This window comes from Joostella atrarenae, from assembly GCF_021764745.1.
GTDB classification, from domain to species: Bacteria; Bacteroidota; Bacteroidia; order Flavobacteriales; family Flavobacteriaceae; genus Galbibacter; species Galbibacter atrarenae.
The window spans coordinates 106,759-121,020 of sequence record NZ_JAETXX010000007.1 but is presented as its reverse complement, the minus strand read 5'-3'; the positions used below and the strand labels follow the sequence as shown (position 1 = coordinate 121,020).

At 33.0% G+C, this 14,262-nt stretch carries 10 protein-coding genes; 7 read left to right on the top strand and 3 right to left on the bottom strand.

Going from position 1 to position 14,262, the window contains the following annotated elements:
• The first annotated feature begins 6 nt into the window (after positions 1–6).
• The 5 genes from JM658_RS11520 to JM658_RS11500 all read left to right on the top strand — a co-directional run bounded on the left by JM658_RS11520 (position 7) and on the right by JM658_RS11500 (position 5,809).
• On the top strand, positions 7–1,374 hold the full coding sequence (locus JM658_RS11520) for a tetratricopeptide repeat protein (protein ID WP_236959418.1): 1,368 nt from the start codon (positions 7–9) through the stop codon (positions 1,372–1,374).
• A gap of 1 nt (position 1,375) precedes the next feature.
• Entirely contained in the window at positions 1,376–1,945 is a 570-nt protein-coding gene (gene lptC / locus JM658_RS11515; RefSeq protein WP_236959417.1) for an LPS export ABC transporter periplasmic protein LptC, read from the top strand.
• Between the two features lie 69 nt (positions 1,946–2,014).
• Complete coding sequence (locus JM658_RS11510) at positions 2,015–2,209, top strand: hypothetical protein (protein WP_236959416.1); 195 nt, start codon at positions 2,015–2,017, stop codon at positions 2,207–2,209.
• Positions 2,210–3,484 (top strand): hemolysin family protein, encoded by a 1,275-nt coding sequence (locus JM658_RS11505; protein WP_236959415.1) that lies wholly within the window; start codon positions 2,210–2,212, stop codon positions 3,482–3,484.
• 219 nt (positions 3,485–3,703) lie between these two features.
• Positions 3,704–5,809 carry a peptidylprolyl isomerase gene (locus JM658_RS11500; protein WP_236959414.1) on the top strand — a complete coding sequence of 702 codons (2,106 nt, stop codon included), beginning with the start codon at positions 3,704–3,706 and terminating at the stop codon, positions 5,807–5,809.
• A gap of 59 nt (positions 5,810–5,868) precedes the next feature.
• Here the strand turns inward: JM658_RS11500 and JM658_RS11495 are convergent, their stop codons facing one another.
• Complete coding sequence (locus JM658_RS11495; RefSeq protein WP_236959413.1) at positions 5,869–6,804, bottom strand: GYDIA family GHMP kinase; 936 nt, start codon at positions 6,802–6,804, stop codon at positions 5,869–5,871.
• Positions 6,794–8,122 (bottom strand): hydroxymethylglutaryl-CoA reductase, degradative, encoded by a 1,329-nt coding sequence (locus JM658_RS11490; protein ID WP_236959412.1) that lies wholly within the window; start codon positions 8,120–8,122, stop codon positions 6,794–6,796. The genes JM658_RS11495 and JM658_RS11490 overlap by 11 nt, the downstream gene beginning before the upstream one ends.
• Before the next feature lie 307 nt (positions 8,123–8,429).
• Between JM658_RS11490 and JM658_RS11485 the strand changes: the two genes are divergently transcribed.
• Positions 8,430–10,613: a S9 family peptidase gene (locus JM658_RS11485; RefSeq protein WP_236959411.1), complete on the top strand. Its 2,184-nt coding sequence runs from the start codon at positions 8,430–8,432 to the stop codon at positions 10,611–10,613.
• A gap of 49 nt (positions 10,614–10,662) precedes the next feature.
• Positions 10,663–12,240 (top strand): peptide MFS transporter, encoded by a 1,578-nt coding sequence (locus tag JM658_RS11480; protein WP_236959410.1) that lies wholly within the window; start codon positions 10,663–10,665, stop codon positions 12,238–12,240.
• 13 nt (positions 12,241–12,253) lie between these two features.
• Here JM658_RS11480 and JM658_RS11475 read toward each other — a convergent pair whose 3' ends face one another.
• Positions 12,254–14,257, bottom strand: a complete 2,004-nt coding sequence (locus JM658_RS11475) for a ComEC/Rec2 family competence protein (protein ID WP_236959409.1) — start codon at positions 14,255–14,257, stop codon at positions 12,254–12,256.
• Between the last annotated feature and the right edge of the window lie 5 nt (positions 14,258–14,262).

Here is a 14,262-nt window from a genome sequence, read left to right as displayed (position 1 = left end):
ACATAAATGAAAAAGAAGATTTCTATATTGGTTGGTGTTCTAGGGGTTGCCTTTGTTACATTAGGGCAAGCACAGAACCCTGAATGTCCACAGAATTTATCCGTATTTGCCGAGCATGCGAAAGTTAAAAACTATGACGCTGCATATGAACCATGGAAAATGGTATATGAAAATTGTCCAGAATTGCATTGGGCTACATTCCACTATGGAGAAAAAATTTTAAAACATAAAATTGAAAAGGATCCTGCAAATAAAGATAAGTATGTTACTATGCTTACCGAGCTTTATAAAAAAGGACCTGAGTATTTTCCAAAAAGATATACAAAGGCTGGAGCAGATATAGATGCAGCTTTATTAATGAATGATCAGAAAATGGGTTCTGATGAAGAGATCTATAACTTATTAGATAAAGCATACAAGGAAGATAAAGATGGATTTAAAAATCCTAAAGCTTTATACCTTTATTTCTCTACGTTAGTTGATCTTAATGCAGCTGGTAAAAAAGACCTTCAAGAGGTTTTTGACACATATGATGATGTAACAGGAAAGATTGCTGAAGAGAATCAAGAGTTAGGAGAAACTATTGTTAAGTATGTGCCTAAAGAAGATGCAGGAACATTAACTAGTAAAGAGACTAAAATATTAGCTGCAGCAAGACAGAATGGAGAAAATTACGAAAAAATTAGTGGTAGTGTTGATGCTAAATTAGGTAAGTTAGCAGACTGTGATAACTTAATTCCTCTTTATCAGAAAAATTTCGAAGCTCATAAAACAGATGCTGCATGGTTAAAGAGTGCTGCAGGAAGAATGGATTCTAAAGATTGTACAGGAGATCCAATGTTTGTGAAATTAGTAGAGGCGTTAGATCAAATTGAGCCATCTGCAAGTTCTAAATACTACCTAGGTTCTTTATATGAAGAGCAAGGGAATAGTAGTAAAGCAACTGAGTTCTACAAACAGTCAATCGACTTAGAAACTGATCCTATTAAAAAAGCTACTAAGTTAACAAGAATGTCTAGTAAAGCTTCTAAAAGAGGTCAGAAGTCTAGTGCTAGAACATACGCTCAACAAGCTTTATCTTTAAACCCAGCAAACGGAACGCCATATTTAATCATAGCTAGTCTATATGCTAATAGTGCTAATGATTGTGGAAGTACAACTTTCGAGAAAAGAGCAATTTACTGGAAAGCTGCTGAAGTAGCTAGAAAAGCTGGTCAAGTAGATCCATCTTTAAAAAGTAGATCTGCACAAGCTGCTGCTAGTTATGCTGGTAGAGCACCAAGTAAGCAAGATATTTTTAGCTCTGGTATGGCAGGAAAAACAATCCAATTTAACTGTTGGGTTGGAGGAAGTGTAAAAGTACCTAGCTTGTAAAATGAAATTTAGTTTAAAATATACATTGATTAACATTGTCACAGTATTTGCTGTGACAATGTTTTTTTCATGTGAAGGTAATTTGAAGGAAGTTCAAAAGATAAATGCTATTAATAAAACTCCCGTTGGTATTGCCGAAAATTTTGTACTGAAGTATACAGATTCTACAAGGTTAACAGCTGTAGTAAGTGGTCCTGTATTCGAGGATTACGCAAACCAGGCTTTTCCTTACCGTGAATTCCCAAAGGGTTTTCATGTGGATTTTTATGATAAGGATAATCAAAAGAGTAGCGCTTCAGCAAATTATGGTATTATTTATTCAGATACCAAGCTTATCGATATGAAGGGGAATGTTGTCCTTAAAACATACGATGGCAAAATATTAAATGCCCCTCAGTTGTATTACGATCAAGAAAATCAATGGATTTTTACTGAAGGGGATTATAAATTCACCAGCCCAGATTTAAATATGCAAGGGGTGGGCATAGACTTCAATAAAGAGTTTACAGTAGTGAGCTCTCATGGTAACTCTGGAACTGCTGTCGTAAAAGATAGTGAAGATACAGAGTAAAAAATTCGCTTATTTCCAACTTTTCTTTACATTTGATTAAAAGAAATCTATTTTCTTATAAAAATAAACATGAAGTATTTTAAAATTTTTGAGATTGCTTACCTTGTTGTTGCTGTTATTTCTGTGGTAGAAGTAGTGCAGCAATGGAGTGTTGATCGAAACAGAGCATATTTGTTCTTGTTTTTTGCTGTTATTTCTATTGGAATGTTTTTCTTTAGAAGGTATTACCGTAAAAGATTTGGAGGTAGGCAAAACAAAGAATAGATGCAAATCGACATAATTATTATAATTGTATCTCTTATCTTATCTGCATTCTTTTCTGGGATGGAGATAGCGTATGTTTCTTCAAATAAAATACATATAGAAATAGAGAAAAAGCAAGGAGGTGTTTTAGCTAAGGTTTTAACGAAACTTACTAAGAAACCTTCAAAGTTTATTGCCACTATGCTTGTGGGGAATAACATAGCGCTAGTTGTCTATGGTATTTATATGGGAGAGGTAATTATAAATTCTCTATATCCAGAATATATAGGGAGAGAAAGCCTTCCTTTTAATATTATTTTAGTTCAAACTGTAATCTCTACTTTGATAATTCTTATCACAGCAGAGTTTCTTCCGAAGGTTTTTTTTCAAATCTATGCCAATAGCTTGCTTAAGATTTTTGCAATTCCAGCATATATATTTTATATGTTGTTTTCTTTTATTTCTTCCTTTATTATATGGATTTCAGATCTAGTTTTAAAAGTGTTTTTTAAGACTGATGGAGATGATGTGCAGCTAGCTTTTAGTAAAGTGGAGTTAGGGGATTACATTTCTGAACAAATGGAAGCTGCAAATGAAGAAGATGATATGGATTCTGAGATTCAGCTTTTTCAAAATGCTTTGGAATTTGCAGAAGTAAAGGCTCGGGAAGTAATGATTCCTAGAACGGAAATTACTGCTGTAGAATTAGAGGAGCTCCCTAAAGGAATAAGTAAGATTTTTACTGAAACAGGTTTTTCTAAAATCTTGGTGTACAAAGAAACAATTGATGATATTATTGGTTATGTGCATTCATTTGATTTATTTAAAAAACCAGCAGACATTAAGTCTGTAATGATGCCAGTGGAATATGTTCCCGAAACTATACTAATAAGCGATGTGCTCGAGATTCTTATAAAGAAGAGAAAGAGTATCGCTGTGGTTTTAGATGAATACGGAGGAACTTCTGGGATTATGACAGTAGAGGATATTGTAGAGGAATTATTCGGAGAGATAGAAGATGAGCATGATAGTGTGGAACTTATAGAAGAACAGTTAAATGAGAGAGAGTATAAGTTTTCTGCAAGGTTAGAAGTCGATTATTTAAATGAAGAATACAAGCTGGATTTACCAGAAGGTGAGAATTATGAAACTTTAGGGGGGCTTATAGTGAGTCATCTTGGAGAAATCCCTTCAAAAGAAGAAGTTGTAAACATAGAAGAATATCAATTTACAATCCTTGAGGTTAGTAATACAAAAATAGATCTTGTATCTCTTAAATTGCGTGAAGACGACTAGTTTTATTACGAAGTTAGAAGCTTAGCGTCTTCTCCTTTTTTTCGTTAAATAGTGCCGAATCTATTGAAATTATAGCAATTTGTAGTCTATTTTTTAGGTAATAGTCACCTATTTATGAATCATATTTAATAAAATCCTTAATAATTGCATCTTCAGGTTTTTATTATTCCAAAAAAGTGGTATTTTCGCCCACATTAATTTAATAAATTGTATTGATAAATGGCAATTCTAGAAAAAATTAGAAGTCGTTCACTAATCTTAATTTTAGTGATAGGTTTGGCTTTATTTTCATTTGTTATTTCCGGAGTTTTTAGTAATAGTTCAGGTACTGGGAAAACAACTGTAGGAGAAGTAAATGGAGAAAGTATTTCGCGACAAGAGTTCGCGTACAAGGTGGAGAACGCTTCCAGAAGGTATGGTGCAAATGCTACTACAGTTCAAGTTGTAAACCAAGTATGGAATCAAGAAGTTAGAAATATTGTTTTAGAGCAAGAATTCGAAGATCTTGGTATTAATATTGAGAAAGATCAGATATTAGAAGTTGTTAAAGCAAATCCTGCTTTCGCTTCAGATCCTACTTTTCAAAATGAAGCTGGTGTTTTTGATGAAGGGAAATTCATCGAATTTATTGCTGACTTACAAGCGAACAATCCAGCAGGATATCAACAATGGCAATTACAAGAAGATGCATTAATCAATGCTTCTAAAGAGCAGTCTTACTTCAACTTAATAAAAGCTGGTGTAGGAACTACTTTAAAAGAAGGAGAATTAGCTTATCATTTAGAAAGTGATAAAGTAGACGTAAAATATGTACGTGTACCTTACACTTCTATTGCAGATAGTACAATTAATGTTTCAGATAGTGAGATCAATGCTTACGTTAAGGAACACAAAAATGAATTTGATCAAGAGGCTTCTAGAGACATTCGTTATGTATATTTCGAAGAGAAAGCTTCTGATGAAGATATCAATGAAGCAAAAGCTAGTTTAGCTAAACTTTTAAAGAATAGTGTTGTTTATAACGAAACTACTAAGAATAACGATACTGTAGCTGGGTTTAAAACGACTACAAATATTCAAGACTTCGTAAGTAGAAATTCCGATATAAAGAATGATACGACTTATTTGGCGAAAAAAGATTTGCCTATAGCATTCGCAGATACACTTTATAACCTTCCTGTTGGTGAGGTTTATGGGCCATATAAAGATGGAGATTTCTTTAAAATCACTAGAATGGTGGCTAAGAAAAAAGGTGGTTCTGTAAAAGCAAGTCATATTCTTATCTCTTATGATGGTTCTCAAGCGCAGCCTTCTGAGCCAAGAACTAAAGAAGAGGCAGAGGCTAAAGCAAAATCTCTTTTAGCTCAAGTAAAATCTAATCCAGATGATTTTGCTACTTTGGCAAGAGAAAATTCTGAAGATCCTGGTTCTGCTAGCCGTGGAGGAACTTATGATGATATTCCTGAAGGGCAAATGGTTCCTGCTTTTAATGATTATATTTTTGATAACGAAATCGGATCTATCGGATTGGTTGAAACAGATTTTGGTTTTCATATTATTAAAGTTGAAGATAAATACGACGTTGTTCAATTAGCAACTGTAGCGAGAGAAATCGAGCCATCAGAAAGAACTACTAGCGATCTTTATACAGAAACTACAAAATTTGAAATGGCTGCTGCAGAAGGAGATTTCCAAGCAATAGCTAAAGAATCAAACTACTCTGTACGTCCTGTAAATAAAATTCAAGCTTTAGATGAAAATGTACCTGGAGTTGGAAACCAACGTAGTATTGTACAATGGGCTTTTAATGCTGAAACTGAAGTTGGAGATGTTAAGCGTTTTAATACGCCAAGCGGATACGCAATAGTGCAGTTAACTGGAATTAGAAAAGCTGGTTTAGCAACTGCTAAAGATGCTTCTGCTCAAGTTTTACCAATCTTAAGAAAACAAAAGAAAGCAGCAATTATCATGAAAGAGAATGCTGGAAAATCTTTAGACGAATTTGCTAAGACTAATAATGTTAATGTGACTGCTGGTTCTGGACTTACTATGAAGACACCAACAATAGCTGGTGCTGGTAGAGAGCCTAAAGTTGTAGGTACTGCAATGGCACTTTCTAATGGAGAGACTTCTGGTTTAATTGAAGGTGAAAATGGAGTATTTATGGTTTCTGTTACTAAAAAGGAGATAGCTCCTTCTTTAGAGAACTATACTACATACGCAAACACTCAAAAATCACTTAATAGAAATAGAGCAAGTTTGGCTGCTTATAATGCATTGAAAAATGCTGCAGAAATTGAAGATGAAAGAGCAGATATTTACTAATGTAAATGCTGTTTAAAAATAGATCATAATAAAAAAGCTCCCTTTGAAGGGAGCTTTTTTTATGCAATCATTTCTTTATAAGAGAGAATAGTGTGATATCCTTTTTCATTGAAGTAATTGGTTATATAAGCTTTTTCTCCAGTTGCTAATATAAAATCTCCTCCCCACGCTCCAAGGCTTTTAATTTCACCTTTAAAGTCCTTAAAAAGGTAGTCTTTTACAGGCTGTAGTTTAATGATAGAGGCTATTACTTCTTCGTGTTCTTTAAGGAGGTTTTCAAATAGAGTTAGGTTTTGTGCGTTTTGTATTTTTTCAGTAATTATATCGATGCTTTTTATTGCTTTAGCTTTATCTTCTAAAGATGTAGTTTTACGATACCTATCAATTCCTTCCCTGCTATTTTGTTTTTTATTCAAGTGGATAAAAAACAGCTGATCTTTAAAAGCAGGATCAAATTTTACAGTTTCTATTTGTGGGTTTTTATGTTCTAATTTATAAACTATGGGACTATCATTTTGTGCGCAAGCAATATCATACCCACTTCCAGAAAAGCTATTCCATAGCAAAGTAAAAGCATTTACATTTGCCCAAGATGCTATGTTGTTAATTAGTGTAGAGGAAGAACCCAATCCCCAATTTTCTGGAAATTCCAGTTTTGTAATGACTTTAACTCCTTTAGATCCTTTTAAAAAACTAGGGTTTAGAAGCTTTGCTTCGGTTAATATATTAAGTAATGTTTCTGTGATCTGATTGTTAGTTGTGTTTATTATAGCATCTTCAGTTTTATTTTCTAGTCTCAGAAGGTCTATTTCTGTTGTAAACCACTCTTCATTGTTATGACGAAGGGCTTTCCATAAAATGGTTTTACTTTCTGTTTCTTCAACAGTTAATGTTTGTCCAAATTTGGTTGGTAGCGCTAAGCTTTTAGCACCATCTAAAACAGTGTATTCCCCTGTAATTAATAACTTACCGTTGCTATGATATTTATGAGGCATCTTTTTCTCTTAATGAGTTAAAAGCACTAATTACTCCGCTATGAGTAATGGTTTTGTCTTTATAATAAGTTACAAAGTATTCTTTCTCTTTTGCAGTAGCTCCCAGTTGATTTAAGATATTCATAAGATGCATTTTCATATGTCCTTTCTGAATACCGTCTGTAACAAGAGATCGTAATGCAGCAAAGTTTTGAGCTAAACCAGCTACAGCAATTATTTGCATTAATTCTTCTGCTGAAGGTTTTTCTAAAATTTCTAATGATAATTTCACCAAAGGATGTAAGCTTGTGAGCCCGCCAACAGTTCCAATTGCTAATGGAATTTCTATCCAAAACTTGAAAATACCATTTTCAATCTCTGCATGAGTTAAGCTTTTGTAGCTTCCAGATTTTGCAGCGTAAGCATGAGCTCCAGCTTCAATAGCTCTAAAATCATTTCCAGTAGCTAGTACAACGGCATCAATACCATTCATAATCCCTTTATTATGTGTAACTGCCCTGTGTGGTTCTGCATTTGCAATGGCAACCGCACGAACAATCTTTTCAGCAAAAGCTTTAGGAGTTAAGTTTTTGTCTTCATTTAAATCTTCAACCTTGCAACTTACAGAAGCCTTTACAATGCAATTAGGAACATAATTGGAAAGGATACTCATCACTATTTCAAGATCTTTTTCTTCAGTAGTAAATAAAGAAAAGTGTTGAGCTTCTTCTTTAAAAGTCTTTGCAATACGCTCTAAACAGGAGTTTATAAAGTTAGCTCCCATTGCGTCCAACGTTTCAAAAGTACAATGAAGCTGGTAGTAGCTGTTAAGTTTAGAAGCTTTATTTCTTAAAGTTATATCTGTAATCCCACCACCACGCTTACGCATATTCTCTGTAATGTCGTTTGTGGAAGCAATTAATTTTGATTTTATTTCTGAAAAGAAAGTCTCTAATTTAGAGTTGTCACCATAAAACATGAAATGTACCTGACCTATTTTTTCAGTGCCTAGAACTTCTGTTTTAAAGCCTCCACGTTGTTGCCAGTATTTGGCAGCTTTACCTGCTGCGGCTACAACAGAACTTTCTTCAATGGCCATTGGGATGGTGTGGTACTTTCCATTGATTAAAAAATTTGGAGCGATTCCTAGAGGAAGGTAAAAATTAGAAATGGTATTTTCTATAAATTCATCATGAAGCAATTGGAGCTTAGCATCGCTATTCCAATATTGAGCTACTATTGTTTTTCCTTCTTCTTTGTTTATAAAATGATTCTTTGCAAGCCACTCAATTTTTTGATCTTTGGTAAGCTTAGAAAATCCGTTTACAGGTATTGCCATTTGAATGTATGATTATTAAATGGCAAAGATAATGATTCTCATTGGAGAAGATAAGAACTAAAAAGACTACTTATTTTAGTAATAGTATTGATCTGTGTAATGTAATTGGAACTTATTTTTTGTGGGGCTTGCTTTGTTTATATTCATATTATAACCCACTTTGTAGCCTACTGCCTACAGTAAATAGAAAAATTATTAATTAAACCTTATAAGTCCTTATTATAAGTAATGTTTAACGTCAAAAGTTATCGTATATGTGAAATTTTTAGTAAACTTGACGGTTTTTTAATCAATACATAACAATTTAATGAAGAGACATTATACGTTACTCCTAGTAATGATAGGATTAGTTTCCCTCACAACAACTGCACAAGATAAAAAAATTACATTAGAAGAAATATGGGGAGGTGCTTTTCGCACCGAAGGAATGGATGTTTTACACTCCATGAAAGATGGTAAGCAATACACTGTTTTAAATTTTGATAGAAGTTCTAAAAGTTCTGCAATCGATAAATACAATTATGAGACTTTAGAGAAAGTAGAAACCATCGTTTCTTCTGCGGATTTAGATGGAATTAAATATTTTTCATCTTACACATTTAGTGAAGATGAGTCAAAGTTGATTTTGGCAACAGATGTAGAATCAATTTTTAGAAGGTCTACTTTAGGGAAATTTTATGTGTATGATATCGCTTCAAAAGAAGTTGAACTAATTTCAGAAGATAAAATACAAGAGCCAACACTTTCTCCAGATGGCTCTAAAGTAGCTTATGTTTTCGAAAATAATATTTATATAAAAAACCTAGGTGATGGGAGTACTTCTCAAGTGACTACAGATGGTGAGAAGAATAAAATCATCAATGGGGTTACCGATTGGGTGTATGAAGAAGAATTTGCTTTTGTAAGAGCTTTCGATTGGAATAAAACAGGAACTTATTTAGCTTACATTCGTTTTGATGAAAGAGAAGTTCCAGAATTTTCAATGGATGTTTATGGTAAAACACTTTACCCTACACAACATGAGTTTAAGTACCCTAAAGCAGGAGAAAACAACTCAAAAGTAAGCCTTTTTACTTATGATGTTGCTGCAAAGAAAACAGAAGAAGTAGCATTGAATGATGCTTATTATATTCCTAGAATAGAGTGGACAAACGATGCAGATGTTTTAAGTGCACAAGTAATGAATCGTCATCAAAACGATTTAAAGCTTTATTTTTATAATGTAAATAAAGGTGCTGAAGTAGTACTTCATGAAACAGACAAGGCATACATTGATGTAACAGATAACCTTACCTTTTTAGCTGATAATAGCTTTATTTGGACAAGTGAAAAAGATGGTTATAATCACATTTATCACTACAACAAAACAGGGAAATTACTTAATCAAGTAACAGAAGGTCCTTGGGAAGTTACTAACTACTATGGATATGATAAAAAGAACGATCGTGTCTTTTATCAATCAGTAGAGAATGGTTCTATAAACAGAGATGTTTATGCCATTAAGCTAAATGGGAAAGGTAAAAAAAGACTTTCTACTGAAGAAGGAACAAATAATGCGACTTTTAGTGCCGATTTCAGTTACTTTATCAATTCATATTCTAGTGCTTCAACACCAGCTAGATATACATTAAACGATAGTAAAACTGGAAAAGAGTTAAAAGAGATCGTAAATAATGAGGCATTGCTTAAAAAAGTGTCTGCTTATGAAATTTCACCAAAAGAATTTTCTACCATTAATATCAATGGTAATGATTTAAATATGTGGACTATCAAGCCTAAAGATTTTGATCCAAATAAAGAATATCCATTGTTTATGTTTCAATATTCTGGACCAGGTTCTCAGCAAGTAGCTAATAGATGGATGGCATCTAATGATTACTGGTACCAAATGCTTGCAGAAAAAGGATATGTTATTGCTTGTGTAGATGGAAGAGGAACAGGATTTAAAGGAGCTGAGTTTAAAAAAGTAACTTATAAAGAATTAGGGAAATACGAAGTAGAAGACCAAATAGCAGTTGCTAAGAAATTAGGAAATCTTCCGTATATTGACAAAGAAAGAATCGGTATCTGGGGATGGAGTTATGGAGGTTTTATGAGTACGAATAGTATTTTAAAAGGAAATGATGTATTTAGTATGGCAATTGCTGTTGCTCCAGTTACAAGCTGGCGTTTTTATGACAGTATTTATACAGAAAGATATATGCAAACTCCACAGGAAAATGCAAGCGGATATGATGAGAATTCACCGTTAAGTTACCCTGAATTGTTAAAAGGCGATTACTTGTTAATCCACGGAACTGGAGACGATAACGTGCATGTTCAAAACACGATGAGAATGGCAGAAGCGCTTATTCAAGCAAATAAGCAATTTGATTGGGCAATTTACCCAGATAAAAACCATGGTATTTATGGTGGTAATACACGTTTACAGTTATATACTAAAATGACCAACTTTATCGATGAGCATTTAGGTGCAGAATCAAAAAAATAAGAAGTTCAAAAAAGATTAACGATAACAATACTAATTAAAATAATTATAGATGGAGTTTAAATTTGGTGGTTCAGAAACAAATCAAAAGACTGTTTTAGGTCACCCTTCGGGGTTATTTGTTCTGTTCTTTACAGAAATGTGGGAACGCTTTTCTTATTATGGAATGCGTGCGCTATTGGTTTTATTTTTAACATCATCACTTTTAGATGCTGGATGGGGATGGGAAAGAGGTGACGCACTCTTATTATATGGATGGTATACTAGTTTAGTATATGTAACACCAATAATTGGAGGTTTTATTGCAGATAAGTTTTTAGGCTATAGGAATGCAGTAGTACTAGGAGCATTTATAATGACTTTGGGACATGCTTCCATGGCATTAGAAGGATTTTCTAATTATTTCTTCTATATTGGTTTGTTGGGATTAATCCTAGGGAACGGGTTGTTTAAGCCAAACATTTCTTCTATGGTTGGGCAACTTTATAAAAATCAAGGAAAGGAAAAGGATGCTGGATATACCATTTTTTATATGGGTATTAATGCAGGCTCTTTCTTAGGGATTTTATTATGTGGTTATATTGGTGAAAAAGTAGGATGGCATTATGGATTTGGTTTAGCAGGAATCTTTATGTTCTTAGGAATGCTTCAATTTTACTTTGCTCAAAAGATATTTGGAGATATCGGATTGTCTACTGTGCAAAGTGAAGAATCAAAAAAGAGTGCGATTGTTAGTGATGAGAATCATAAGGCTAAAAAAGTAGAAGAAGAGTCACCTAAAGTAGTTAAGGACAGGATAATAGTAATTTCTATTTTTGCATTATTTACTGTTTTCTTTTGGTGGGCATTTGAACAGGCAGGTGGATCGATGACTATTTTTGCTGCTGATTATACAGATAGAGGTCTTGAAGGAAGTGCAGCTGCAACATTTAAAATAGTCAATGCTATTATAATAATAGTGCCTATGTTAGTAGTAACTTGGGTATTATTGCAATTGTTTAGACAAACGTTTGGGAAATTTGCCTTATCTAATGTTTGGTTAGGTTTAAGTTTTGTTATTATATGGGGAATCGTTATATGGATGTTGAAAAGAGAATTCTCAGCTGATGCAACAGAAGTTCCTGCTTCTTGGTTTTCTGTACTAAACTCTTTATTTATTATACTTTTTGCTCCTTTATTCTCAAAAATATGGGAAAGTAAATTTAATCCTTCAGGTCCAGTTAAATTCGCTATTGGTTTAATTTTGTTAGGAGTAGGTTTCGCTGTTTTATCTTATGGAGCTTATACAATTCCAGAGGGAGCGCAAACAGCTTCAGTAAGTTTAATGTTTTTAGTGTTTGCATACTTCTTCCATACACTAGGAGAACTTTGTGTGTCTCCTGTTGGATTGTCTTATGTAAGTAAATTGTCTCCAGTTAAATTAGTAGGGATGATGTTCGGAATATGGTTTGGAGCTAACTCTATAGCAAACCTATTGGGAGGTGTAACAGGTAGTTTTATTGATGATATATCGGAAGCTTATGGGCTTTCAACATTCTTCCTTATTTTTACTATAATTCCAATTACAGCAGCATTAATCTTATTATTGCTGAACCCGATGATGAAACGTAAAATGCATGGAATAAAATAGTATTTATTCAAAATTAATCTAATATAAAAGCTCCCTTTTCACCAGTATAGTGAAAAGGGATTTTTTGTTTTATACAGCTCGCTCTCCACATTTTTATAAACGATTTATAGTTACTCCCATCTGCAATAACTTTGTTAGGCTTTAGTTGAAATAATACCCTCTCTAAATTAATCTTAGGAGAATAAGTGAGTATTAGCAAGTCAGTTTTATTCTTTTGATACACATTTGTACTATCTATAATTGTAAAGTTCTTCTTTTTAAGCTGAAATATTTGTGGCGACTTCAAATGGCTTATAGTTTTTATGTTTTCTCCGATGCTATACGCTTTAATAATGTTTTTTGTTGCTACTGAAGTGTCATTTATCTGAAGTAATCTTCCTTTTTGTATTGATGATAATGAGATTCTAGTCCGATGAAACAAAGTAAATTTGCTTTGTAGTTGAGACTGATGGTTTTGATATAAAATGGTGGATGAGAACATTAGAAAGCTTCCAATACTCATTACTAAATTTCTTTTTGAATAATTCTTCAATAGAATCATCAAGGCAATAATTAATATGGATGTTGTAATTAGATTAGCTCCAGTAAAATAGATTTTCCTAAAGATGAAATCTTCTTGATTAGCAATCCATCCTATAAATAAATTCATGATTTTAATAATCGTAAAATATATTTCAGCAATAAAATTTGGGAGAATGTTTAAAAGAGCGAGGAGAATAATTACAAATCCAAAACCTAAAAGCATACCTATAAACGGAACGATTACCAAATTGGAAATAAAGAATAATCCTGGGAATTGGTGAAAATAATATAGTGTAAGAGGTAAGACACTCAGTTGAGCGGCGACACTCACTGTTAGTAGCTTCCACAAGTATAAAACAAGCTTATTTCTAGGACTCCATAGCGTAACTAACGTAGGTTGGATCCAAACAATTCCAAAAACAGCAACATAACTTAGTTGGAAGCCAACATCAAATATAAAACTAGGTTTAATTAGAAGAAGTATAAACATAGACCCAATAAGAGCGTGGTTTATATTTTTAGCTCTGTTTAATTTTTCTGCATATGCTATGAAGGTGAACATAGTTACCGAACGGACAATAGAAGGACTCAATCCAGCTATTATAGCAAAGATCCATAGCAGTGTAATTATTATTATCACTTTTATAGTCTTACCATGCTTTATTCTATTTAAGGGTTTTAATAAAAAACTCAGTAGTAAGTATAGAATTCCAATGTGTAAACCAGAAATAGCTAATAAGTGTATTGCTCCAGCTGCTGCATATTCTTGATAAACGTCTTTTGATATTCCTTCTCGTTGTCCTAATAAAAGAGCGTTTACTACAGCTATTTCTTCTTTGTAAGGGTATTTGGAGAGTTTTTTGTTGATAGTTTCTCTAAATATAGCTGCATACCCTCTAATTGTTTTATGGGAGTTAGGAATGCGTTTTAATTCGTTTGATTTAGTAGTTAACTGATGATAGATCTGTTGCGTAGCCAAATACTTTTTATAGTCGAATTGATGCGGATTTAGTGGTGCATTCACCTCTTTTAGGAGAGTGTTCGTACTATATTCAAAGTCAGTCTTTGGTAAGTTCTTCTCGGAAATGCTATCCCGAACTAAATTAAGGATAATATTACCATTGCTTTTTTTGTTATTGATGCGATATACATTTGCTTCATATTTATAATAATAATCACTATGTTTAAGTTGCTTAGAGATTTTTAAAAATATAGAGTCTCCTAATTGGTATTTTTTTGAATAGTGTTCTGGATTTTGGTCAGAATGAATAGTAGCATTTAGTACTCCAATTAAGAAAACTGTAGCTAGTAGTAGTAAACTATAGATTGTGCTGGTGGCAATCTTTTTATGATAGGAAAATAGTAGTGAAACTATTATAAATGAAGATAATAGATATAAAGTATACTGTAGTTCTATTTCAAAAGTATAGCCGCTATAAATTCCTAGTAAGAGGAAAATTAGGAGTTTTAAAATAGGATATTTTAGTGTTTTCACAGCGC